Source organism: Microcystis wesenbergii NRERC-220, from assembly GCF_032027425.1.
Taxonomy (GTDB): Bacteria; Cyanobacteriota; Cyanobacteriia; order Cyanobacteriales; family Microcystaceae; genus Microcystis; species Microcystis wesenbergii_A.
The window spans coordinates 3,695,084-3,718,132 of record NZ_JAVSJA010000001.1 but is presented as its reverse complement, the minus strand read 5'-3'; the positions used below and the strand labels follow the sequence as shown (position 1 = coordinate 3,718,132).

The 23,049-nt window shown below is 42.5% G+C and carries 16 protein-coding genes and 3 pseudogenes; 12 read left to right on the top strand and 7 right to left on the bottom strand.

Annotated elements, in window-relative coordinates; genetic code table 11:
- Nucleotides 1-5 precede the first annotated feature (5 nt).
- The 5 genes and pseudogenes from RAM70_RS18100 to RAM70_RS18080 all read left to right on the top strand — a co-directional run.
- On the top strand, nt 6-278 hold the full coding sequence (locus tag RAM70_RS18100) for a hypothetical protein (RefSeq protein WP_045359350.1): 273 nt from the start codon (nt 6-8) through the stop codon (nt 276-278).
- A gap of 384 nt (nt 279-662) precedes the next feature.
- Complete coding sequence (locus RAM70_RS18095) at nt 663-1,406, top strand: DUF1995 family protein (protein ID WP_312674963.1); 744 nt, start codon at nt 663-665, stop codon at nt 1,404-1,406.
- A 174-nt stretch (nt 1,407-1,580) separates the two neighbouring features.
- Nucleotides 1,581-1,871 (top strand): annotated as a pseudogene (locus tag RAM70_RS18090) (DUF7149 domain-containing protein); the annotation flags it as partial.
- A gap of 101 nt (nt 1,872-1,972) precedes the next feature.
- Entirely contained in the window at nt 1,973-3,166 is a 1,194-nt protein-coding gene (locus tag RAM70_RS18085) for an IS4 family transposase (protein ID WP_312674959.1), read from the top strand.
- 22 nt (nt 3,167-3,188) lie between these two features.
- Nucleotides 3,189-6,693, top strand: a pseudogene (locus RAM70_RS18080) (class I SAM-dependent DNA methyltransferase); the annotation flags it as partial.
- A 237-nt stretch (nt 6,694-6,930) separates the two neighbouring features.
- Here RAM70_RS18080 and bioD read toward each other — a convergent pair.
- Complete coding sequence (gene bioD / locus RAM70_RS18070) at nt 6,931-7,617, bottom strand: dethiobiotin synthase (protein WP_002795898.1); 687 nt, start codon at nt 7,615-7,617, stop codon at nt 6,931-6,933.
- 373 nt (nt 7,618-7,990) lie between these two features.
- Between bioD and ilvB the strand changes: the two genes are divergently transcribed.
- From ilvB to RAM70_RS18050, 4 genes are all read left to right on the top strand, one after another.
- Complete coding sequence (gene ilvB / locus RAM70_RS18065; protein WP_312674954.1) at nt 7,991-9,844, top strand: biosynthetic-type acetolactate synthase large subunit; 1,854 nt, start codon at nt 7,991-7,993, stop codon at nt 9,842-9,844.
- Nucleotides 9,845-10,482: 638 nt separating this feature from the next.
- Entirely contained in the window at nt 10,483-12,060 is a 1,578-nt protein-coding gene (gene serA, locus RAM70_RS18060; protein ID WP_045359400.1) for a phosphoglycerate dehydrogenase, read from the top strand.
- Nucleotides 12,061-12,326: 266 nt separating this feature from the next.
- Entirely contained in the window at nt 12,327-13,223 is an 897-nt protein-coding gene (gene prmA, locus RAM70_RS18055; protein ID WP_045359401.1) for a 50S ribosomal protein L11 methyltransferase, read from the top strand.
- Nucleotides 13,224-13,432: 209 nt separating this feature from the next.
- Nucleotides 13,433-13,876 (top strand): molybdenum cofactor biosynthesis protein MoaE, encoded by a 444-nt coding sequence (locus RAM70_RS18050; protein ID WP_312674951.1) that lies wholly within the window; start codon nt 13,433-13,435, stop codon nt 13,874-13,876.
- Nucleotides 13,877-13,878: 2 nt separating this feature from the next.
- Here the strand turns inward: RAM70_RS18050 and RAM70_RS18045 are convergent, their stop codons facing one another.
- On the bottom strand, nt 13,879-14,958 hold the full coding sequence (locus RAM70_RS18045; protein ID WP_312674949.1) for an AOC03_06830 family ribosome hibernation factor: 1,080 nt from the start codon (nt 14,956-14,958) through the stop codon (nt 13,879-13,881).
- 479 nt (nt 14,959-15,437) lie between these two features.
- The gene (locus RAM70_RS18040; protein ID WP_288000299.1) at nt 15,438-17,000 is read right to left on the bottom strand and encodes a B12-binding domain-containing radical SAM protein; all 1,563 of its coding nucleotides are present in this window, start codon (nt 16,998-17,000) and stop codon (nt 15,438-15,440) included.
- 258 nt (nt 17,001-17,258) lie between these two features.
- On the opposite strand from RAM70_RS18040, the gene RAM70_RS18035 reads away from it, so the two are divergent.
- Nucleotides 17,259-17,420 (top strand): CAB/ELIP/HLIP family chlorophyll-binding protein, encoded by a 162-nt coding sequence (locus RAM70_RS18035; protein WP_487353236.1) that lies wholly within the window; start codon nt 17,259-17,261, stop codon nt 17,418-17,420.
- Nucleotides 17,421-17,757: 337 nt separating this feature from the next.
- Here RAM70_RS18035 and queA read toward each other — a convergent pair whose 3' ends face one another.
- Entirely contained in the window at nt 17,758-18,855 is a 1,098-nt protein-coding gene (gene queA / locus RAM70_RS18030; protein WP_312675950.1) for a tRNA preQ1(34) S-adenosylmethionine ribosyltransferase-isomerase QueA, read from the bottom strand.
- 160 nt (nt 18,856-19,015) lie between these two features.
- On the opposite strand from queA, the gene RAM70_RS18025 reads away from it, so the two are divergent.
- A complete protein-coding gene (locus RAM70_RS18025) occupies nt 19,016-19,405 on the top strand; it encodes a hypothetical protein (protein WP_045358216.1) in 390 nt (129 codons plus the stop codon).
- A 3-nt stretch (nt 19,406-19,408) separates the two neighbouring features.
- On the opposite strand, the pseudogene RAM70_RS18020 reads toward RAM70_RS18025, so the two are convergent.
- Nucleotides 19,409-19,717, bottom strand: a pseudogene (locus RAM70_RS18020) (LOG family protein); the annotation flags it as partial.
- 52 nt (nt 19,718-19,769) lie between these two features.
- Nucleotides 19,770-20,960 (bottom strand): tetratricopeptide repeat protein, encoded by a 1,191-nt coding sequence (locus RAM70_RS18015; RefSeq protein ID WP_045358212.1) that lies wholly within the window; start codon nt 20,958-20,960, stop codon nt 19,770-19,772.
- 37 nt (nt 20,961-20,997) lie between these two features.
- On the opposite strand from RAM70_RS18015, the gene RAM70_RS18010 reads away from it, so the two are divergent.
- Complete coding sequence (locus RAM70_RS18010) at nt 20,998-22,173, top strand: esterase-like activity of phytase family protein (protein ID WP_045358210.1); 1,176 nt, start codon at nt 20,998-21,000, stop codon at nt 22,171-22,173.
- A 111-nt stretch (nt 22,174-22,284) separates the two neighbouring features.
- Here RAM70_RS18010 and RAM70_RS18005 read toward each other — a convergent pair whose 3' ends face one another.
- Nucleotides 22,285-22,836 (bottom strand): LabA-like NYN domain-containing protein, encoded by a 552-nt coding sequence (locus RAM70_RS18005; RefSeq protein WP_002764933.1) that lies wholly within the window; start codon nt 22,834-22,836, stop codon nt 22,285-22,287.
- Nucleotides 22,837-23,049 lie beyond the last annotated feature (213 nt).

Sequence of the window (23,049 nt, the reverse complement as noted above, 5' to 3'; positions counted from 1 at the left end):
AACCCGTGCGATCGATTGCTATTCAACAAAAACAAACCATTATTTATCCGCGAATGCCCTTGGCTATCTATCGGGAGTTAGCCAGCCATTTAGAACAGGTTCAGGGGGTCGAAACCCATCTCACTCCCCAGCAGTTCCAACAATTCGATTATCATCAAAGTCAGATCGGTAGTTTAGAAATTAACTATACCGAGGCTTTTCAGGAAAGCGATCGCGCTCTGGTCACGGCAATTCTCGATTATTATGCCCAACGTCACGGCTCCTATCAGCTTTCCTAAGCTTTCTCTCCTCACCTTTTCCCCGATTACCGAATTTTCTTGTTAAAAACTAAAAATATCTTATAGGATTTATCTTAATGCTGGGGATGATGCCAAATCCCGTCACACTTCATCTATTAAGGGTAGGGTTGATTCATGAATCAACCCTACTATGAATCAACCCTACTATGAATCAACCCTACTATGAATCAACCCTACTATGAATCAACCCTACTATGAATCAACCCTACTATGAATCAACCCTACTATGAATCAACCCTACTATGAATCAACCCTACTATGAATCAACCCTGCCTTTTATAAAAATTAAAATCTTTCTGATTTTAAGCCACCGACGACCAGAGGTAGTCACTGATAACTGCTCACTGATAACTGATTACTGAAATGACCCTACCCAATTCCCTAGAAGAAACAATCCTGCAAGCAAAAGCCGCCGCTCAACTGGCTCTAGAATCGGGAGCTAGACGCATACAAGTGGAATTAGTTATCCCAGAAATTGCCCTGCAAGCGCAAGCTTTAGCCCTTGATTTTACCTCTATTTTTGACAGTTATGGTTCTGGTTTAAGGGTAATTTTTCCCGATACTGGAGCCGCCATGTTAGCTCGACGGGATTGGGGAGAAACAGTTTTTCAACTGGGAGATTTAGGTAGTCGTTTTATTCCCATCGAAAACAAAATTAAGCCCGAAGATGAAGTTTTTTTAGTTGTTTGCCCCTCCTCGGTTGAGATTAATTCCGTAGAAAAACTCTGTTACCTGGCCGAAGATCGCCCCGTAGTTCTTCTGATTCCCCAATTGGAAGATGTATCGGTGGTGGGTATCGGTTACGCAGCCCGACAATTGCGAGAAAGATTTTTAAGTACCCTAGAAAGTTGTTATTATTTTCGTCCCTTGGAATCGGCGATTGTGTATCGTTCCTATCCTTCCTTGTGGCAAGTTTGGCTCGAAAAAGAAGACGGTTATGAGTTAATTTCTGAACAATCCACTAAACCCATGGGCGAAGCTTTAGAAAATCTGATTCTGAAAGCTTCTAGTAATAATCCTAATGATAGTTCTAATCCTGCTAATAAAGCCAAAAAGTCCGGTTTATTTGCCACTATGGGACGCTTCTTAAAAGCATTGCAACAGTGACATACTCCCCCCGTCAAGCTACGCTGTGATGGGGGATTTTTGCCCCATTGCTGTTAGAAATTACTTACTTTGACGGATTGACCTCGATTGCAACTTTTATCCTTCTATTTTAACCGATCATTTGGCAATGCTATAATTAAAATTAATCGGTAGTTTCCCTAGAGGTAAACTTTTATGATTGTCAATAAGCGAGAACTCAAGCAAACCTTAAATCGGGTGTACTTAAAAATCAAGCCTGATACTGAAACAATTCAGGTTTTTCAAGCTAATTTAACGCGCTTGTTGGAGCAATGTGACAGCAAAAAGTCGGAAGAGTTTAATAAAAATTTGCTGATAGATTTTTTAAAAAATACCTATTATACCGATCGCTATTTTATCAATACAAAAGAGCGCATCGATCTGGTGATTCATAATAACCAGGATGTTAAAAGTCCAGTGGGGGTGATTTTTGAGACGAAGAAACCTCAAGGGGTGACAAAGGGGTTCAAAGGTAATCAAGATAAAGACTCTAGCCAAATGAACCCAAAAGAAATAGAGTGGTTGAGACAACCACCCAAAATTTCAATATGTTACCATCATTCTATCAGGCCTGTTTACAAGCCAGCTTGACACAAGCACAATATCTGACTCTACAAATTCTTATACTGCTCCTACAAAGCCATAGAACAGTACAATTGGAGAGATTGGCCGCCTTATTTCCCCAACCAATTACCTTTGAAAGCAGAAGAAGAAATTTACAAAGGTTTCTCAAGTTACCGCAATTAAGTGTAAAATTGTTATGGTTTCCGCTAATTAAACACATTATTAAGCAAGAGTTTAGCGAAAAAAATAAAAATCGACATCAAAGAAGAAAACTGAAAAAACTTAAGCATCTGGGACATCTATTATTGGTAATTGACCGAACAGATTGGAAAGGAAGAAATTTGTTTGTAGCTAGTGTTATTTGTGGAAAAAGGGCGTTACCTGTGTACTGGATATTGTTAGATAAACAAGGAAGCAGTAATTTAGGGAACCAAAAAAACTTTCTCAAGCCGGTATTAAAATTTTTGAAATCCTACCCAGTTGTCGTGATAGGCGACCGAGAATTTCACAGTGTTCAACTAGGAAAGTGGCTAGACGAAAAGGGGATAGCCTTTATTCTGAGACAAAAGAAGGGAACATCTTTGCTATTATCAGGTGAAGAAAACTATCAACCTCTAAAAGCTCTAGATATTCAACCGGGGACTCAGCATTTTTTTTCGGATATTTATCATACATCTGCTCATAAACTTGGCCCTTTTAATTTGGCCACTCGCTGGAAAAGACGCTACCGTAGTAAACCAGCCGAAGCTCCTTGGTATCTTCTTACTAATCTTGACTCTTTGGATGAGACTTTAAATTTATATGAATCTCGTTTTGGCATTGAAGCAATGTTCAAAGATTGTAAAACGGGAGGTTATAATATCGAGAAAACTAAAGTTAGCGAACCGCGTTTTTTAGCTCTTGTTTTATTAATTGCTATCGCCTATTCTTTAAATACAATACGGGGTCAACAACTCAATATTTTACCCCACCGTGTTTATATTTGTCGCCTCAAAGAATCTAATCGTTCTGCTGAAAGACATAGTGATTTTTGGATAGGGACTTATGGTACTTTTTGGGTTGAGTCGATGGATATTTTTTCGGAACTTGCCCTTTCTTTGATACGCCTCAAACCCCAGAAAAACCCTTATTTCTCCAAAGGGTTAACGGCTATGAGCCTTATCAAGCAAGCTCTTTAACCTTTCTGTCACCCCTTGAGCGAAGAAACCTACTCGGACAATAAATGCAGAAATGCCAAGACTGGATAATCTCAATACTAAGGCTTTTCAGCAGTTAGTTTTATATTTTCTCCGCGAAAGGGTGACGGATAAAAATCTTGAGATTAAACACTTGATCGTGACAAATATTTATGAGTGGTTTATTTTCGATGCGAAGATTTTTGAGGAGTTGTTTTTTGCTAATAAGGCTCTAGTTAACCAGTTTTGCGATTTTGAAGCCGGGAGACTGAGTAGTACGAAAACGGATTTTTTCTATCAACAAATTGCCGAACCAGCGATCACTAAAGTTATTGAGCAAATTAAATTTACCCATTTTGATCTGCGAGATCTGGAAAATTTAGATTTGCTTGATATTTACAAGATTCTTTCGCCAGAACATTTACTTAAGTTACCTTTTGTTAATGATAGCAATACTTTAAATAAGCCTTTTTATAATGAGCTTTTGTATATTATCGGTTTGACGGAAATTAAGGAAAAAGGGAAGAAGTTAATCGGACGAATGAAAGAAGGCGATCGCTGTGATGGTTCCCTGATTGAAAATGCGATTAGTCGGTTGGATAGTCTAGATAAGACTTCAAAATTAACTGAAGAGTTTGGAACTACGGATGAGGAACGGCTTTATAATGTGGCGTTGCGGTTATCAATTAATTGGATTAATCGGGTTTTATTTCTCAAACTATTGGAAGCGCAATTAATTAAATATCATCAAGGCGATCGAGATTTTGCTTTTCTCAATTTGGCGAAAGTTCCCAGTTATAGTGATCTCGATAGTTTATTTTTTGATGTGTTAGCCAAGGAGAAAAATAAGCGCGAGGCTAAGGTTAAAACGATTTTTGCTCATGTACCTTATTTAAATAGTTCGCTATTTCTACCAACGGAGACGGAAGACCAAACGATTTTTATTGGCAATTTGCGGGAGCGAACTTTACCCATTTTTGCAGGTACGGTGCTAAAAGATAATCAGGGTAATAAGCGAGTAGGTGAGTTAAATGCGTTGGCTTATTTGTTTGAGTTTTTGGATGCTTATAAATTCGATCGAGATGAGTTAGAAAATCCTCAAGAAGATAGCGAAAAGTTAATTAATGCTTCGGTGTTGGGGTTAATTTTTGAAAAGATTAATGGTTATAAGGACGGTTCTTTTTATACGCCGAGTTTTATTACCATGTATATGTGTCGGGAAACGATACGAAGAGCGATCGTGCAGAAGTTTAATGAAGTAAAAGGCTGGAATTGTCAAAGTTTGGATAATTTATATGAACGAATTGAGGATAAAAGAGAGGCAAATGTTATTATTAATAGCCTGAAGATTTGCGATCCGGCGGTGGGTTCGGGACATTTTTTGGTTTCCGCTTTGAATGAGATAATTGCGATTAAGAGTGAGTTACGGGTTTTATTAGATAGTTCGGGTAAGTCGCTAAAAGATTATCGGGTAGAGGTACGAAACGATAAGTTATTGGTTTACGATGATGAGGGGACTTTATTTGCTTATCATCCGAATAATAAAGAAAAGCAACGGGTACAGCAAGCCTTATTTCATGAGAAACAGACGATTATTGAAGGGTGTTTATTTGGGGTGGATATTAATCCTAATTCGGTGACGATTTGTCAGTTGCGGTTATGGATTGAGCTTTTAAAAAATGCTTATTATCGCGAGGATGGCAATTTAGAAACTTTGCCAAATATTGATATTAATATCAAGTGTGGTAATTCTTTGATTAGTCGCTTTGCTTTGGATGTGGATGTTAAACAGGTTTTACAGAAGCAGAAGTTTAGTATTGAGGAATATCGCAATGCGGTACAGACTTATCGCAATGCGGAAAATAAGGAACAAAAGCGGGAGATGGAAACGCTGATTGCTAAGATTAAGGCTGGGTTTAGTGCTAATTTATTAATTAGTGATCCTAAGAAAGTGAAGTTACGTCAATTACAAGGGGAACTTTATAATCTGGAAAATCAGGGTTTATTGTTTGAGGAGACTAAGACGGAGCAAAAAGCGCGGGAGAAAAAAGTAACTAAGTTAAATAATGAGATTGATAAGCTAACTGCTGAAATTGCAGATATTGAAAGCGGTAAGCTGTATAATAATGCTTTAGAATGGCGGTTTGAGTTTCCTGAAGTGTTGAATGATAACGGGGATTTTGTCGGGTTTGATGTTGTCATTGGGAATCCTCCTTATATTCGTCAGGAAGAAATTAAGGAATTAAAACCAACTTTACAAGAATCTTATCAATGTTATACGGGTGTTGCTGATTTGTTTGTTTATTTTTATGAGTTGGGTTTAAACCTGTTAAAGCCTAAAGGTCATTTAACTTATATTTCCTCTAATAAATATTTTCGCGCAGGTTATGGTGAAAAGTTGCGTCAACTTCTGGGAGATTCAACCACAATTTACAATTTAATTGATTTTGGTGATTTCCCTGTTTTTGAAGAGGCGATAGCTTATCCAAGTATTATCACTTTAAGCAAAAATAAATCTGAAAATAATCAATTACAAGCTTTATCCTGGGATGAAACGAAAAAACAAGATATTGCACAGTTTGCAACGGTATTAGAGCAAGATGGGTTAATAATTGCTCAAGAAAATTTAAAGCCTGATGGTTGGCGTTTAGAGTCTTCGCAAATTTTGGATTTATTAGCTAAGTTGCGTAATGCGGGTCAGCCTTTGGGTGAATATGTGGAAGGTAGATTTTACTATGGAATTAAGACAGGATTTAATGAAGCTTTTGTAATTGATCGCGCAACCCGTGACAGATTAATTAATGAGCATCCTTCCTCTGCTGAAGTGATTAAACCTTTTCTGCGCGGTCGTGATGTTAAAAGATGGTGTGTTGATTTTGCAGAGCAGTATTTAATTAAAATAGAATCCTCTGAAAATAAAGAACATCCTTGGTCTAAGTTAAGCGAACAAGAAGCTGAGAAAATTTTCGATGAAACCTATCCTGCAATTTACAAGCATTTTTCTCAATTTAGGAAATCACTAATAAAAAGATGTGATCAAGGTCGCTTTTTTTGGGAACTCCGGTCTTGCATTTACTGGCAAGAATTTGAACAACCTAAAATTATTTATCCAGATATCGCTCAAAAAGCAGAATTTAGCTATGACTTAGATAATTTACACTTAAGTAATACTTTATACTTGTTGCCAACAAAAGAATTATGGATTTTAGGGATGCTTAATAGTCAATTAATTTTTTGGGTTTATAATTCAATTAGTCCTCAAATTCGTGGGGGTTTTTTGAGGTTTATCGCTCAATATGTCTCACAAATTCCTATTATTAATGCAACTGAATCACAACGTACAGCAATAGAAAAACTTGTGAAAAAATGTCTTGATGCTAAAAAAAGACGATCCTAACGCTGACACAAGCGAATTAGAAAAGCAGATTGATCACTTAGTTTACAAACTCTATCAACTCACCTATAATGAGGTAAAAATCATTGATCCAGAATTTGCCCTAACAGAACAAGAATATCTGGACTTCCCCTAATTTATTCCCTTACCCCCCCGATGTCCTGTAGGGTTGATTCATGAATCAACCCTACTATGAATTAACCCTACGATGAATCAACCCTACTATGAATCAACCCTACTATGAATTAACCCTACCCTTACCCCCCCGATGTCCTGTAGGGCTAATTCATGAATTAGCCCTACAATGGGTGTTGTCAAATTGAAAGATGCTGGGAATCAGCTTTGCCTTTTGCCTTGTGCCTTTTGCCTCATCTCAACAAGCAATTTCAATGCTTGACAGCTTAATTTCTGGCCAACTAGCTACCACCGAGGCCAATTTATCCAAATCCCGACGATCTTCGATAAAGGGAAAAACACCTAAAACCGGACAATTAGTCAAGGATTGAATTAAATCGATCGGTGTTAACTGCTCTATTTCCGTCTCCGTGCGCGGTTCGAGACAATTAAGGATAATTCCGCCCAAATTGACCTTTTTCTGCTCTGCTAGGGCAATATTAGCCACCGTTTGGGAAATCGCCCCCAATTTCACTGGCACCACCAAAAGGGTTTTTAACCGCCATTGAGCCGCTAAATCCGCCAAAGTTAGCTCGTGGGTGACAGGACAACCTAAACCCCCTAAACCCTCAATTAAAACTAAATCTTGGCTTTTTTGTAGGTTCAGCAGAGCTTGCCACACTGTCCCTAAAGGAATATCTCGACCTTCCAAATCAGCAGCCACAGGAGGCGCTAAGGGTGCTTGATATTGCAGCGGTGTGATCATTTCTAATTGACCCTGAAATAAACCCTCATACCATTCTCGATCGCCTTGACCCGTTTGCATTAATTTCATCAGCCCCAAGGCCTTGGATGGATAGTATTTTTGCCAATAAGCCACTAAACCAGTGGTGACAACGGTTTTACCCGCATCGGTATCCGTAGCCGCAATCAAAAGACTATTCATAAAACTCCTGGGCCAAGTCAAGATCAGGTAAAATCACCAATATTTATCATCTTATCCCCACTTCCCCACTTCCCCACTTCCCCACTTCCCCACTTCCCCACTTCCCCACTTCCCCACACCCCACACCCCACACCCCACACCCCACTTCCCCACTTCCCCACACCCCACACCCCACACCCCACACCCCACACCCCACTTCCCACTTCCCCAGATATTGCATAGGTAAGATGCAAAAAGAAAAAAAACTGCAGCCAAAAAGGTGAGATGGAATACACTAAAAGTATAAGGTTATCAATTTTGCTATTTTTCAAGTTGCATACTAGGCAACAGAATTGCAATTATCCCTCTAGTTAGAAATTGGACGGTTTGCCCTGTGGTTTCATCACTTCCCAAGCCCAATGACTCTTTAACAACGGTTCCCCAGCGTTGTTCTGGGGCTTATGCCTTGATGGACAGTCTCAAACGTCATGGCGTTAAGCACATCTTCGGTTATCCCGGAGGTGCGATCCTGCCCATCTATGACGAACTCTACCGCTTTGAAGAGCGGGGAGAATTACAACATATTTTAGTGCGCCACGAACAAGCGGCCGCCCATGCCGCCGATGCCTACGCTAGGGCCACCGGCAAAGTGGGGGTCTGTTTCGGTACTTCCGGCCCCGGGGCGACCAATTTGGTGACAGGCATCGCTAACGCACACATGGACTCCATCCCGATGGTGATTATCACCGGTCAGGTGAGCCGGGCGGCCATCGGTTCCGATGCTTTCCAAGAAACCGATATTTATGGTATTACTCTCCCGATTGTTAAACATTCCTATGTGGCTAGAAACGCCCGGGAAGTAGCGAGAATCGTCGCTGAAGCCTTCCATATCGCCAGTACAGGACGACCGGGGCCGGTTTTAGTCGATATTCCCAAAGATGTCGGTTTAGAACCCTGCGATTATATCCCCGTCGAACCGGGAGATGTGAAACTAAGCGGCTATCGTCCCACGGTTAAGGGCAATCGCCGTCAAATCGAGGCCGCTTTACACCTCTTGGAAACCGCCGAAAAACCTTTACTGTACGTTGGCGGGGGTGCGATCGCAGCGAATGCCCACGCCCAAATTGCCGAGTTTGCCGAGCGTTTTCAGTTACCCGTCACCACCACCTTAATGGGTATCGGTGCTTTTGATGAACATCATCCCCTCTCGGTGGGAATGTTAGGAATGCACGGCACCGCCTACGCTAATTTTGCCGTGACCGAGTGTGATTTATTAATTGCCGTCGGCGCTCGTTTTGATGACCGAGTAACGGGGAAATTGGACGAATTCGCCTCGAAAGCTAAGGTAATCCATGTGGACATCGACCCCGCCGAAGTGGGCAAAAATCGCGCCCCTGACGTGCCGATTGTCGGGGATGTACGGGTAGTTTTAGAACAAATACTCCAAAAAGCCAGAGAATTTGATTATCCCACTAATTGCGATCGCACCCAAGCTTGGTTAGCCCAGATCGATCGCTGGCGCCAAGATTATCCCCTGCAAGTACCTCGACCGGAAGGCAGACTTTCCCCCCAAGAAGTGATCGTTGAGGTGGGCCGTCAAGCACCCCACGCCTACTACACCACCGATGTGGGCCAGCATCAGATGTGGGCGGCCCAATTCCTCAAAAATGGACCCCGACGTTGGATTTCTAGCGCGGGATTGGGGACGATGGGTTTCGGTTTACCCGCTGCGATGGGGGCAAAGGTGGCGATTGCCGATGAGGAGGTCATTTGTATTAGTGGTGATGCCAGTTTCCAAATGAATCTACAGGAATTAGGCACCCTAACCCAATTTAATATTCATGCCAAGACGATTATTATTAATAATGGTTGGCAGGGTATGGTACGTCAATGGCAAGAAGCTTTCTATGGGGAACGTTATTCTAATTCCAATATGGAAGTGGGAATGCCGGATGTGGAACTGTTAGCCCAAGCTTACGGCATTAAAGGGATTACTATTCGCCATCGAGAGGAATTAGCCGCAAAAATTGCCGAAATGTTGGCCCATGATGGTCCGGTTTTGGTCAATGCGATCGTTACTAGAGACGAAAATTGTTATCCCATGGTCGCCCCCGGTCAAAGTAATGCGCGTATGATTGGTTTACCGAAAATTGTCACCGGGGGTTGTGAAATGCTCAATTGTCCCAGTTGTGGCGCGGTTAACAGTTGGAATAACAAATTCTGTCCTGAATGTGGGGCGAAATTGTAGCCGAAAATTGTTAATTAATTAACCAGCCTCCGTTATCCTTAACGGAGGTTTTTGGCTTTTTCTTTACTGTGTGAACATCATAAGTAGGTAGGCGTTAAAAATTATCAGAAACCCCCCTTATCAAGGGGGGATCAAGGAGGGATTGCCACCCCCCTTATCAAGGGGGATCCCCCCGCCTATCGGCACCCCCCTTATCAAGGGGGGCGGGGGGGATCGAACCTAAAATCCATTTTTAATTTAATTATAATCAGCTACTTAGAAATTTTCAAACAGAAGCAATGACAGCCCTAGAAAAAGCCTTAGAAAAAGAAGCAGAAAACTCGATCGCCACCGTGATTAAATTAGCCATAAGTACCTAAGCAAAATTAATTACACATTTCGATAAAGCTTTTGCCTCTTGCCTCTTGCCTCTTGCCTATCTTCACTAGGAAATTTATTTTGCACGACTACTTATCTCAGTGACAACGGCAAGAGGCTGACATCAACACCATGGACGACAAAGAGAAGGACAACCTAAAATCTTTTCGCTAATTTTGCCATAGACTGCACCCTTTGCTTCTAAAATAGGCTATTGCGGCTAGACCCGAATATTGGTCAAGCATTTGCCCGTAGACTGAAAAAAGCACGTTATAAAGATTATGGCCAAAGTTCTGGTATCCGATTCGATCGATCCGGTAGGAGTAGAAATTCTGTCACAGGTTGCCCAAGTGGACGTGAAAACAGGACTATCCGCCGAGGAAATCATTCAAATTATCCCCGAATACGACGCGCTGATGCTCCGTTCCAGTACCCGCGTCACCAAGGAAATCGTCGAAGCGGGCAGCAAACTGCAAATTATCGGCCGCGCAGGGGTAGGAGTCGATAATATCGATGTTCCCGCGGCCACTCGTCAGGGTATTATTGTCGTTAACTCTCCCGAAGGTAACACGATCGCCGCTGCCGAACACGCCTTGGCCATGATGTTATCCCTCTCCCGTCATATTCCCGATGCCAATCAGTCGGTAAAAGCGAATAAATGGGAAAGAAATCGCTTTATCGGCACAGAAGTTTATAAAAAGAACCTAGGAGTCGTCGGTTTAGGTAAAATTGGTTCCCACGTCGCCACCGTTGCTAGATCCCTCGGCATGAAAATTCTCGCCTACGATCCCTTTATTTCCAAAGAACGCGCCGATCAACTCGGTTGCACCTTGGTAGATCTGGAATTACTCTTTGCTGAGTCCGATTTTATCACTCTCCACGTCCCGAAAACTCCCGAAACCCAGCATCTCATCGGTCGGGAAACCATCGCTAAGATGAAACCCACGGTTCGCATCATTAACTGTTCCAGAGGCGGCATTATCGACGAGTTGGCTTTAATTGAAGCCCTGGAATCCGGTAGAATCGCCGGGGCAGCCTTGGATGTATTTGAACAGGAACCTTTAGGCGAATCTAGATTAAGAGAATTATCTAACGTCATCCTCACTCCCCACCTAGGCGCATCGACTACGGAAGCACAGGTTGGTGTGGCTATTGATGTGGCCGAACAAATTCGCGATGTCCTCCTCGGTTTGCCAGCGCGTTCAGCCGTTAATATCCCCGGACTAACTCCCGATGTTATGGAAAAACTGCGCCCTTACCTGCAATTAGCGGAAACTATGGGTAATCTCGTCAGTCAGTTGGCAGGAGGTCGCTGTGACTCGTTAAATGTCCGTTTACAGGGAGAATTGGCCACTAAAGACAGTCAACCTCTGGTGGTGGCGGCCATTAAGGGTTTACTTTCCCAAGCCCTCCGGGAACGGGTAAACTATGTTAATGCGGCGATCGAAGCTAAGGAACGGGGTATCCGGGTAATCGAAACCCGGGATGCTTCCACCCGCGACTATTCGGGATCGATTCATTTGGAAGCTAATGGTTCCATGGGGACCCATTCCGTCACTGGGGCGCTATTAAGTAACGGAGAAATCCGCATTACTGACCTCGATGAGTTCCCAATTAACGTGCCACCGAGTAATCATATGTTATTTACCCTTCACCAGGATATGCCCGGTATTATCGGCAAAATTGGCGCACTTTTAGGCAGTTTTAATGTCAATATCGCCAGTATGCAGGTAGGACGCAAAATTATTCGCGGTGATGCGGTTATGGCCCTGAGTCTCGATGATCCTCTACCGGAAGGTCTTCTCTCGGAAATTACTAAAGTCCCCGGTATCCGTGATGCTTACACAGTGAAACTCTAGATTAAATCAGTTATCAGCTTCTGAAGGCAAGAGGCAACCCCCCACCCCCCTAGGGTTGATTCAAGGTAGGGTTGATTCATGAATCAACCCTACTACCGACATCGGGGGGGTCGGGGGGCAAGGGGGGCTAATCTAAGAATAAGCGGTTTAAATGCGTCTTAGCTTAATCAGTAATCAGTGAAAAGAAAGCTCCGCACTTGCCACTTAATACTGTTGACTGAAAACCCAAATCTGATAACTGATCCCTAATCACTGATAACTGATATATGTCTAATAGTTGGTGGGAAATTACGGTTTTGTGCGAACCTAGTCTCGAAGAAACGGTTTTCTGGAGACTGGAAAATTTTGGCTGTTCGGGAACGGCCACTGCTAAAAAACAATCCTCTTTAGAGATTAAGGCCTATATACCAGAAATTAAAGCGCAATTGCCCGATTTAGAGGCACTAAGCCTCTGGTTAAAGCAGGATGCTTTGATTTTAGGTTTTCCCGAACCTGTCAGCCATTGGCAGTTAATGGACGAGGAAGACTGGGCCAGCAGTTGGAAACAACATTGGCAAATTAGCGAGATCGGCGATCGCTTTTTGATCTGTCCTGCTTGGTTAAATCCCCCCGAAAATAACCAGAGATTGGTGATTAAAATTGACCCCGGTTCCGCTTTTGGCACGGGAACGCATCCCACCACGCAATTATGTCTAGAATCCCTAGAAATGCGTTTAAGTAGCAATCCAGAGAATAAAATTATCGCCGATATCGGTTGTGGTTCTGGCATACTGGCGATCGGAGCGATTTTATTGGGGGCCAAAAAAGTTTATGCTGTCGATACAGATCCGCTGGCGGTGAATGCGACGCGCAGTAATCGCTATCTCAACCGAATTAACCCCGAAAATTTAGCTATTAATCGGGGTAGTGTCGAGGAGTTATTAGAATTAATTCCCGATGGTGTCGATGGCATTGTTTGTAATATTTTAGCCGAGACAATTATCGCTTTAATGCCCGAAATCACCCGTCTGGCAAAACCCAGCACTTGGGGAATTTTAAGCGGCATCCTTGTCACCCAAGCACAAACAGTTAACGATATTTTAGAACGCCACGACTGGACAGTGGCTGCCCTGTGGAAACGTCAAGAATGGTGTTGTCTTCAAATTCGTCGCACCGTGGATTAATATAGCTGTCAGCCTTGAATCAGTTATCAGTTATCAGTGATCAGTTATCAGATTTGAGTTTTCAGTGAGCGGTATCAAGTGAGGAGTATTAAATGGCATTAACAGTGCTGTCTTTTCGTCTTTTCACTTCACTGATTACTATTTACTATTTACTGATTACTATTTACTGATTACTGTTTACTGTTTACTGATCACTGAAAAAAGCATCCATGACACCAAATAGTTTTCGCATCAGTTTTGCTCCCTTATCTTTGCAGGAAGTATATCAATTAGCCGATGATGGGGCTAATGGTGCTATTGTACTAATGAGTGGCACTGTACGGGAGCAAACCGACGGTAAACCGGTTATTTATCTTGATTATCAGGCCTACGAACCCATGGCAATCGAGGTTTTCCGGCAAATTGCCGGGCAAATTCGGCAAACCTGGCCGGATACCAATCGAGTTGTCATTCACCATCGCACCGGTAAGCTACAAATCGGGGACATTAGTGTCTTAGTAGCTGTGGGTTGTCCCCATCGGGGGGAAGCTTTCGCAGCCTGTCGTTATGCTATTGATACTCTCAAGCATAATGCCCCCATCTGGAAAAAAGAATACTGGTCTGATGGTTCTAGTCAATGGGTTAGTATTGGGGCCTGTGAAACGGAGTGTTAGGTCTAATAACGTAAAATCAAGGCGATTTTTTGGTAATCGTTCAAGGAATCCTCCTCGACTAAAGCTACACGTCCTCCCTTGGCCAATACCGCTTCGATAATTTCATCCACTGCATCATCGATTACCTCCGTACCACCGACGTTTTCCACTAGTATCAAATCACCGTTTTCGCTTAAAACTGCGGGTACATGGTAATTTTTCTCCACTAATAACAATTTTCCTCGACCTTCCTGCGCTAAACGCCACACTTCTCCCAGGGTAGAGATAACTTTTTGAGCGCTGACTGCCGCATCCAAAGCTTGCAGGGCTTCAGTTTTTTGAGTCTGACGCACTGAATGCATAATCGGCAATACTTGCGGAATTAATTCTGGCAGTGAGGTTTTGTCAAAATTGCCCGTTAAAGTGCCAACAATTGCTGATGTGTACTGTGAAACTTCTTGAAAGAAGGAAATTTGACGAACCACTCCACCCACAATCAAAGGGGAAGAATCATCAATGTCAATGTATTCACCCAGAGCATTATCTACCTGTTGGAAAAATCGCCGGATTCTATCATCTAGATAACTGGTATCGGCATCAAAGGGCAGTGGTGCAGTGGCCCCCGGTCCGGTCATTTCTAAGGGAAAATTCTGATCGCGAATTTCTTCGAGAGTTTCTCCTGTAGCTGAGATTAAACGAGTAGAACCCTGACTTAATAGTAACAGCCAATAGGGTTGTTCTCGATGTAATCCATAAACTAAATCCCGTGTGGCAAAGGTTTTATCGATGACAACTCTTGCCTGGACAGAAAAAGGCAAGTTATAAAGCTTGGCAATATCCGGACCAATATAGAGAGCTAATCCATCTAGAGTATAAGGATAATCTATTTCAGCCACTAGACTATCGAGGCGCTCGAACAAAGGTTCGATTTCACGTTTAGAGAATTCTGCCGATAATCGGCGCTTTGCTTCATCGACCAAATTTTTAACGAGAATAGGGTCTTGTTTGTTATCCGGTGAGGTGCGATGGGTAGGTAAGAGAATGGAAAGGGCGGGTATTTGAGTTAAGGATTGTAGTTTCTTAAGTTCTTGACGAGTAATCATTGATTTTAGCTTGATTTATAGGGTTAAGGAGCTAAAAATACTGGCTTTATCCAGATTTTCTCGATTTCTTCAGTATTCCAGCTAACATTTTAAGGACAAAATGTAGTTATATCTAGAAAATTAAGAAATTATACTGAATTGCTTTGGCAGAGATTGAGGGAATTTTTAACCGGAAAATAGGAATAGTATTGATTTATCGATCGTCCACCATCAGGACAGAAAATGTTAAGGATGGGTAAATAAACCCATCCTCGGAATAATTAGGAGCTGCTGAATAAATCTAAAAACCTTGTTGGGTAAGACTTTTAGACTTTTTGTCAATCAAAAAGTACTGGGCATGGGAGTGATCAGGGGGAAAATTCCGGGACTTTTTTCCTGAAAATTAGGTAATTGGCCCCCTCAAAACCGGTAAAACCCCACACCCCACACCCCACACCCCACACCCTGCCCCCAGGAAAAACTTTTTCAGCATACCCTAATTAGGCCGCTATGGCGGTTTTTTCCGCTGTTAATGCCTCTTGGCGTTGAAATTCGGCTAATTGTGCCGTAATTTCATCCCGGACAATCTGACGGTATTCAAGGAAATGCTCGTTGTGGGCGCAGACAGTGATATAGTGTTCGGCGTTGGCGGGATTATGGCGCAAAATACCGAATAAATTCTGCCAGAATTTCCAGCGCGTGGAACGTTTAAAGCCCTGTCGCCAGATAATTACCCCTAGGGCATAGAGATCGGCCCGGCGAGGCAGTTTAAAGGCAGGTTTCGCTTTAGGTGCGCCTAATTTCAGGAAACAGCGATAGGTGCGATCGAGAAATACCTCCGGATCGTACAATTTCCAGAAGGCTTCAATATATTCTGTGGCAATATCTTCGATCGGCCGGGTGGGAACGAAATTCATTAGGGTACTTTGGTTAATGTCCTGTTTCCCCGTTAATCGTAGTCGTCCTTCTTTTTCCAAGCGAGTCCATAGGGCGGTATTGGGTAAAGCTTGTAACATTCCGAATAGAGCCGTGGGAATGGCCGCTTCTTCGACAAAATTAATAATGCGATCGGCCGCTCCTTTTTTCTCGCCATCAAAACCGATGATAAATCCCGCCATGGGGCGCAATCCGGCTTTAATAATCTTTTCTACCGTCTCGGTTAAGGAACTACGGGTATTTTGGAATTTTTTGGTTAATTGTAAACTTTCTTCGTCAGGGGTTTCAATACCTAAAAAGACCGCATCAAAGTAACAATCGACCATCATTTCCATTAATTCGGGATCGGCGGCTAAATCCACCGACGCTTCCGTGTTAAACCGGAAAGGATACTGGTGTTCTTCTTGCCAAACCTTTAATTCTTTGAGGAGTAATTTAACGTTGCGCTTGTTACCGATAAAATTATCATCCACCATGAACACGCCCCGGCGCCAACCTAATTCGTAGAGATAATCTAATTCTTTTAATAATTGTGCGGGGGTTTTGGTGCGGGGTTTACGACCGTAGAGAACGATAATATCGCAAAATTCGCACTGGAAGGGACATCCCCGCGAAAACTGCACCGACATGGAATCATAAGCTTCAAAATCGAGCAGATCGTAGCGTGGAACCGGGGTAATTGTCACATCGGGTTTTTCTGTGGTGCGGAAAACACCTTTGGTTTCTCCTCTTGCCAATGCTTCCACAAACATCGGAATAGTGATTTCTCCCTCATCGAGAATCAGAAAATCGGCCTCAGCCACTTCGTGGGGGATAGAAGTGGGATAGGGACCACCCACGGCCACCAGTTTACCCCGTTGTTTGGCTTCGTGAATTTGCTCGATTAAATCTTGACGTTGCACAATCATGCCGGAAAGAATCACTATTTCGGCCCAGTCCCATTCTGCTTCTGTCACCGCCCGAATATTGCGATCGACCAGTTTAAATTCCCATTCCTGCGGTAAAATCGCCGCCACCGTCACCATACCCAGGGGAGGAAGTAAGACTTTGCGATCAACTAATTCCAGAATTTTGTTATAGGACCAGAAAGTCGGCGGAAAAACGGGATAAATCAGTAAGGCGCGCATATTCACTCCTCGCTCGATGGCGATCGATTCTTGACCTTTCGCTTGATTGTAATCTTTTTCGGTCAGGGATGGGAAAACGGTTATTTAGTCCTAGAACTAAGATCAGGCTTGATTTTTGGCCGCCATTGCCAACCCTTGACCCTGCCCCCATAAAAGTTTATGGTCAACATTAATAAAATTTATGTAAACAAATGTTGCATAGTCTGGGAAGTTATGTTACATTTAATATCAAGCACTTGAATCAAATGCAATTTTATTATAGGAAGGCAATTCACCATGGATAAGCAAGAAAACAAACTCGGCTTCACCGCTTTCGCTGAAAACTGGAATGGTCGTTTAGCCATGCTCGGTTTCGTTATTGGCGTAGCTACGGAATACTTAACCCACAAAGGCATCCTTGCTCAATTAGGCTTAATGTAATTTCAGCCTCGATTGGTGTGCATCTACAATCATCTTGAATTAACTGTAAAAAAAAGGGAAAGAGCATAGCTCTTCCCCTTTTTTAGTTGGAGATTGGGAAGTGGGGGTGTGGGGTGTGGGGTGTGGGGTGTGGGGTGTGGGGTGTAGGGTGTGGGGTGTGGGAAGTGGGGTGTGGGGTGTGGGGTGTGGGGTGTGGGGAGAACAAAGCTGCCTTTTGCCTATTGCCTATTGCCTTTTGCCTATTGCCTTTTGCCTATTGCCTTTTGCCTATTGCCTTTTGCCTATTGCCTTTTGCCTTTTGCCTATTGCCTTTTGCCTTTTGCCTTTTGCCTCCTGACTACTGATTACTGCTGCAAGCGCTGGGTAGGATTAACATAGCGTCACCGAAGGAATAGAAACGAAAACGCTCTTGAATAGCTGCTTGATACAATGCCAGTAGTCTTTCCCGTCCGATTAAGGCACTGACTAACATCATTAAACTGGACTTGGGTAGATGAAAATTAGTGATCATGCCGTCGATAACCCGCCATTGATAACTCGGATAGATAAATAAATTCGTTTTTCCCTGAAAAGCGGTTAATGTCTCGCTCTTAGTTTCTTTAATTGCCCCTTCCAAGGCGCGAGCTACCGTGGTTCCCACGGCGATAACCCGGCCACCTCTAGCCTTTGTTTGGGCGATTTTTTCGGCAGTTTCGGCGGAAATCTGCAAAAATTCCTGGTGCATTAGGTGTTCTGTAATATTTTCCACTTCCACGGGACGAAAGGTTCCCACTCCCACATGAAGGGTGATATAGGCGGTATCTATGCCCTTCTGGGCGAGCTTATGGAATAATTCGGGAGTAAAATGTAATCCGGCCGTGGGAGCGGCCACAGAACCCTGTTTATCACCGTAAACTGTTTGATAACGGTCTTCTTCCGCCTCTGATTCGGTGACATAGGGGGGGAAAGGAATATGACCGTACTCCTCCAACATATCCCAAAAACTACGCTGGGGATGACGTTGAAATTCCAGCAGACGACCACCGGTGTTCAGATCTCGATCGATTACTTTCGCTGACCATAATTTTTCTTTGTCTTCCGTTCGCCCTGTTTTCGGATAAAAAAGGACTTCTGAACCGACTTTAAAGCGTTTTCCCGGTTTCACCAAAGATAACCAACGATGGTCATCCTGTTCTTCTAATAGTAATATTTCTACGGGGGCACCCGTGGTTTTACGTCCAAATAAACGGGCCGGAATCACGCGGGTATCGTTGAAAACCAGCAAATCCCCCGACTCTAACCAAGTGGGTAAATCCCGAAAAATAGCTAAATTATGACTATTGGGAGAATCTACCACCAAAAGACGGGAACTATCTCGGGGTTCTGCGGGATTTTGGGCAATTAACTCCGGAGGAAGGTGATAATCGTAGCTGGAGAGTAATTGGTCAGGGATCATCATCATTATCATCATAAAGATCTTCGCAAAAGTTGGGTAATTCTACCCAAGCGAACTTCACTAAATCGGGGATTTCTCCCCTTGGTATCTGGAACGGTTTATCGTCAGACTAGAGATATAACACTAATCGTGACTATTAGCCAACATCCCAGCGGCCACTATGGACTATCTCTATTTTCTTGCTAACGCTAGTCTAACGCTACGAGTCACCGAATACCTGCGATCGATGACTCATCTGCCCTCCTCCGTGATGACGGTTATCCATCAGATTAATGGTTGGGTGGTCAAGATAAAGTTTAATCAAATGCTCACCCCTTGCCAACACGGTGATTTTCGCGCCTACATGAATGAGTTAGGGATTCCCTATCAACCGGAAATGCGTCTCCAGATGGTTTTTTGGAGTTTGGAAACGGGACAATCTCCTATTGATGTCATGCGTCGTTACCAAGTGGCGATCGTGTCCCATGGTACCCCGGATCAGCAAGATATAGAGGTTTTTCGGCAACAATTTACTAAGGGTTTAGGATACTGTCCGGAAACTCTGGCCTAGGGTTTATTTTCTTTCGGGATGCTCTTCGAGGGCAACTACAGGACTCAAATCGTTGATGTGATCAATTAACTGATACAAGCGTCCGTAATTCTTGCCGTTAAAGTAAAAAACTAGACGGGGTAAATGGTGGGTGGAATCCCGACTTTCTCGTTCTAGAATTTGACTAGGTTCGATTTTCCCCTTAACTAGGATATCGCCGAAGTTTTGGTTAATTTGTTCGATCTGTTCCCCGCTTAGTTCGTGATTAAGACGAATAACAAAGGATTCTCCCACAAAACGGCTGGAGTGATACACCCGATAGAAGTGGCGAATCAGTTATCAGTTATCAGGGATATAGGAATAAAAAAGCTGATGGCTGATGGCTTCAAAACTGTTCAGGATTATTTATTGCTTGATTAACTTGGGTGATTTGGGTTTGAAAATATTGTTCACGATAACGGATAGCTTGGGCTAATTCCGCGCCTTTTTGGAAAGCGAGTAAAGCTTGGGGATAATTTTTTCTCTCTAGATAAATTTGACCGATTTGATCGTAGGTGTTCATTAAACCGTAGTAATTATAACCCAATTCATGGACTTTAATTAATTCTTGATAGATTTGTAAAGCATAATCTACCTGTTGATAACTTTTATAAAGTTCGGCCAACTTATTTAAAGCTTCTCCTGCGGTGCCGTACTGTTGTAAAGCAAAAGCGAGAGAATAGGCTTCTTGAAAGTTTTGGCTGGCTTTATTTGCATCTTTTAAAGCTTGATAATCCAAACCAATTTGAATTTTTAGAGCGGGGATTAACTGTATTTGCTGATTTCTGATCTGGGTTTCAGCTATTTCTTCTTTAATTTTTACTGCGTTAGCTGGTTGCAGAGATTCTCGATAAATTTCTGCTAGTCTTTGCAAATAAATTCCTTGAGTTAAAGAATTATTCTGCCCCTTAGAAATAGTTAATAATTCCTCATATACTGGAGCGGCTTTTTGATAATCAAAACGGGATAAATGAATTTGACCAAGTTTATTTAAAGTTGCTTCTACTGCCACATTATCCCCAGATTGTCTGGCATCAGCTAGAATTTGATCATAGATGATTATCGCCTCATTAAAAGCTCGTACCTGTTGATATGATGTACCTAGTAATGCTAATAATTCCCCGTCCATTGTCTGGTTAGTTTCTGCGGTTTGTTGCAGAGATTTTAAACGAGCAGTAATTAATTTAACCTCCTCGGTTCGATCTCGATTCCAAGCTGCTAACCCCACTTTTCCCAAAGATTTTACTTCTTCTTTTGCCCCTAAATAACGATTTAATTTAATCACTTCATACCAGATAGGAAAAGCTTCCTCATTTAATCCCCCATCGTATTTAGCTTGAGCTTCAGCATCGCGTTGATCGATGTATAATAACAGTTGACGACGCTCTAAGGGAGTTAAAGGGCGATCGATTGCCGGCAATAAAGGACTTTGTAGGGGAGTTTCGAGGGGATTGGGTGCAGGAGTTTCTGTTTGTGCTAGGAGAGGAAGGGAAGTACCGATCAAACAGAGCCATAAACTGAGAGAAAAACGTAGCATAATAGATTGATAGGAGCGTAGTAGAGGGTGATATTTTGTGATCGATCAATTCTATAAGAGACTGACTGCCGAAAATTTTCGTTTCCCAATTTTGGGTTTAATTGCTAGTTTGATTGTAACCTTTAGTCTGGGGTCCTGTGGTGTCTCCCCGCAAGTTTTAGCAGAACAACGAATGTTTCTACCCCTCTCGGTCGAGTTTTTGGGAGAATATCAATTACCAGAAGCGGATTATCAAGGGACAAGGGTGGGGGGATTATCGGCAATTAGCTATGATCGTGCCAATAACCGCTTTTATCTCCTCAGTGATGATCGTTCTCAGAAAGCTCCGGCCCGCTTTTATCGGGCTAGTTTGCAGATAAATGGTGAAAAAATCGAAAAAGTTAATTTAGAGGCGGTCACGTTCCTAAAAGATGGCAAGGGAGAAACTTTTAAAAAGGGATCGATCGACCCAGAAGGTATCGCTTTTTCGCCCCGACAAACTTTGTTTATTTCCAGTGAAGGTGCGGTTAAAGAGGGAATTGCTCCTTTTGTGGCTGAATTTGATTTGCAGGGACAATTAAAGGAGTCTTTGTTAATTCCTAATCGCTTTTTACCGGATGATAGCAATCAAAAAGGAATCGGGGATAATTTAGGATTTGAATCCTTAACTTTAGGGATTACCAGCACTCTCAAAGACGATCCTTTTCGTTTGTTTACTGCCACAGAAAGCGCTTTAATTCAAGATAGTCCCACGGGAAAAAGAGCAGAAAATCTCAGAGTGCGACTTCTTCATTATGTGATCGATCCGATTGGTGCGCCTGTGTTAGTATCAGAACAATTGTATGTGTTAGATGAGCCACCCAGTGGTGCGAGATACTACGGTTTAACGGAATTATTAGCTTTAGAAAAAGAGGGTTATTTTCTCAGTTTAGAGCGAACTTTTGGTTTAGAAGGTTTTGGAGCGAAACTATTTCAGGTAGTTAATGGGAGTGCCACTGATACGTCGAAAATTGCTCGGATACCGGGAGAATTAGAAGCTTTACAGGTGCAACCCTTGCGGAAAAAATTATTACTAGATTTAGGGACTTTGGGGATTGATTTAGATAATTTGGAAGGAATGACCCTCGGTCCAAGATTACCGGATGGTAGTCGCTCTTTGATTTTAGTCAGTGATAATAATTTTAATCCCAATCAGGTCAATCAGTTTTTACTATTTCGACTCAAGGAAAAATAAACAAGAGATGGTTAATTGCCTCACCGATCCCCTTCTGGGAGAGGGGTTGGGGTGAGGACTACCAATAAAGAAAAAGGGGGTAAATAGCCGGTTTAAAGAGAAAACGGCTGGTTAATAATCACTTTTTTCGATATCTTTGCGAATATCGTTCAGGTCAATATAGCGATCGGTGGCGTTGCGTAATTCCCTAGCGATCATCCCTTCCGTAGAAACTACGGTAATATGAGTATTTTTAGAGCGCAATAGTTCGATCGCTCGTTCAAAATCGCCATCACCGCTAAATAAAATCACTCGATCGTATTGATCGACGGTATTAAACATATCGACGACAATTTCGATATCTAAATTAGCTTTCTGGGAAAAACGACCGGAACTATCATCATAATATTCTTTCAAAATTTTTGTTCTCACCGTATAACCCAAACTAATTAAAGCATCGCGAAAACCTCTTTGATCTTGGGAATCTTTTAACCCCGTGTACCAAAAGGCATTAATTAACATAATATTCGGGTCGTTGGTGAAATAATTTAACACCTTGCGCGGGTCAAAAAACCAACCATTTTTTTGTTGAGCATAAAACATATTATTGCCATCCACAAAAATCGAAAGGCGATCTTTCGGACGGCCGCCACCATTACAATGACAAAGACCGGCTTCTGTCATACAAAATACATACCTAATTTTTTATAGAGTTTAACTATAAAATTACTTTTTAGTAATTTTACGGGGGAAAACGACTATTCTTTGAGGAATAGCGGTGATTTGAGAGCAAAAAGATAGCAACTAGAATAAAAATTAGCTTTTTTGTCTAGGAGACAAACTAGATAATAGTTTGGGAATAATTAAAAGTGATAATAGGGAGATTGTACAGTAATT

Excerpts from the sequence above, each read along its gene's own strand:
- RAM70_RS18045 (WP_312674949.1), bottom strand. The coding sequence starts at position 14,958 with ATGATTACTCGTCAAGAACTTAAGAAACTACAATCCTTAACTCAAATA.
- RAM70_RS18005 (WP_002764933.1), bottom strand. The coding sequence starts at position 22,836 with ATGACAGAAGCCGGTCTTTGTCATTGTAATGGTGGCGGCCGTCCGAAA.
- RAM70_RS18085 (WP_312674959.1), top strand. The coding sequence starts at position 1,973 with ATGTTACCATCATTCTATCAGGCCTGTTTACAAGCCAGCTTGACACAA.
- RAM70_RS18025 (WP_045358216.1), top strand. The coding sequence starts at position 19,016 with ATGGACTATCTCTATTTTCTTGCTAACGCTAGTCTAACGCTACGAGTC.
- RAM70_RS18015 (WP_045358212.1), bottom strand. The coding sequence starts at position 20,960 with ATGCTACGTTTTTCTCTCAGTTTATGGCTCTGTTTGATCGGTACTTCC.
- RAM70_RS18050 (WP_312674951.1), top strand. The coding sequence starts at position 13,433 with ATGACACCAAATAGTTTTCGCATCAGTTTTGCTCCCTTATCTTTGCAG.
- bioD (WP_002795898.1), bottom strand. The coding sequence starts at position 7,617 with ATGAATAGTCTTTTGATTGCGGCTACGGATACCGATGCGGGTAAAACC.
- queA (WP_312675950.1), bottom strand. The coding sequence starts at position 18,855 with ATGATCCCTGACCAATTACTCTCCAGCTACGATTATCACCTTCCTCCG.
- prmA (WP_045359401.1), top strand. The coding sequence starts at position 12,327 with ATGTCTAATAGTTGGTGGGAAATTACGGTTTTGTGCGAACCTAGTCTC.
- RAM70_RS18040 (WP_288000299.1), bottom strand. The coding sequence starts at position 17,000 with ATGCGCGCCTTACTGATTTATCCCGTTTTTCCGCCGACTTTCTGGTCC.
- RAM70_RS18095 (WP_312674963.1), top strand. The coding sequence starts at position 663 with ATGACCCTACCCAATTCCCTAGAAGAAACAATCCTGCAAGCAAAAGCC.
- serA (WP_045359400.1), top strand. The coding sequence starts at position 10,483 with ATGGCCAAAGTTCTGGTATCCGATTCGATCGATCCGGTAGGAGTAGAA.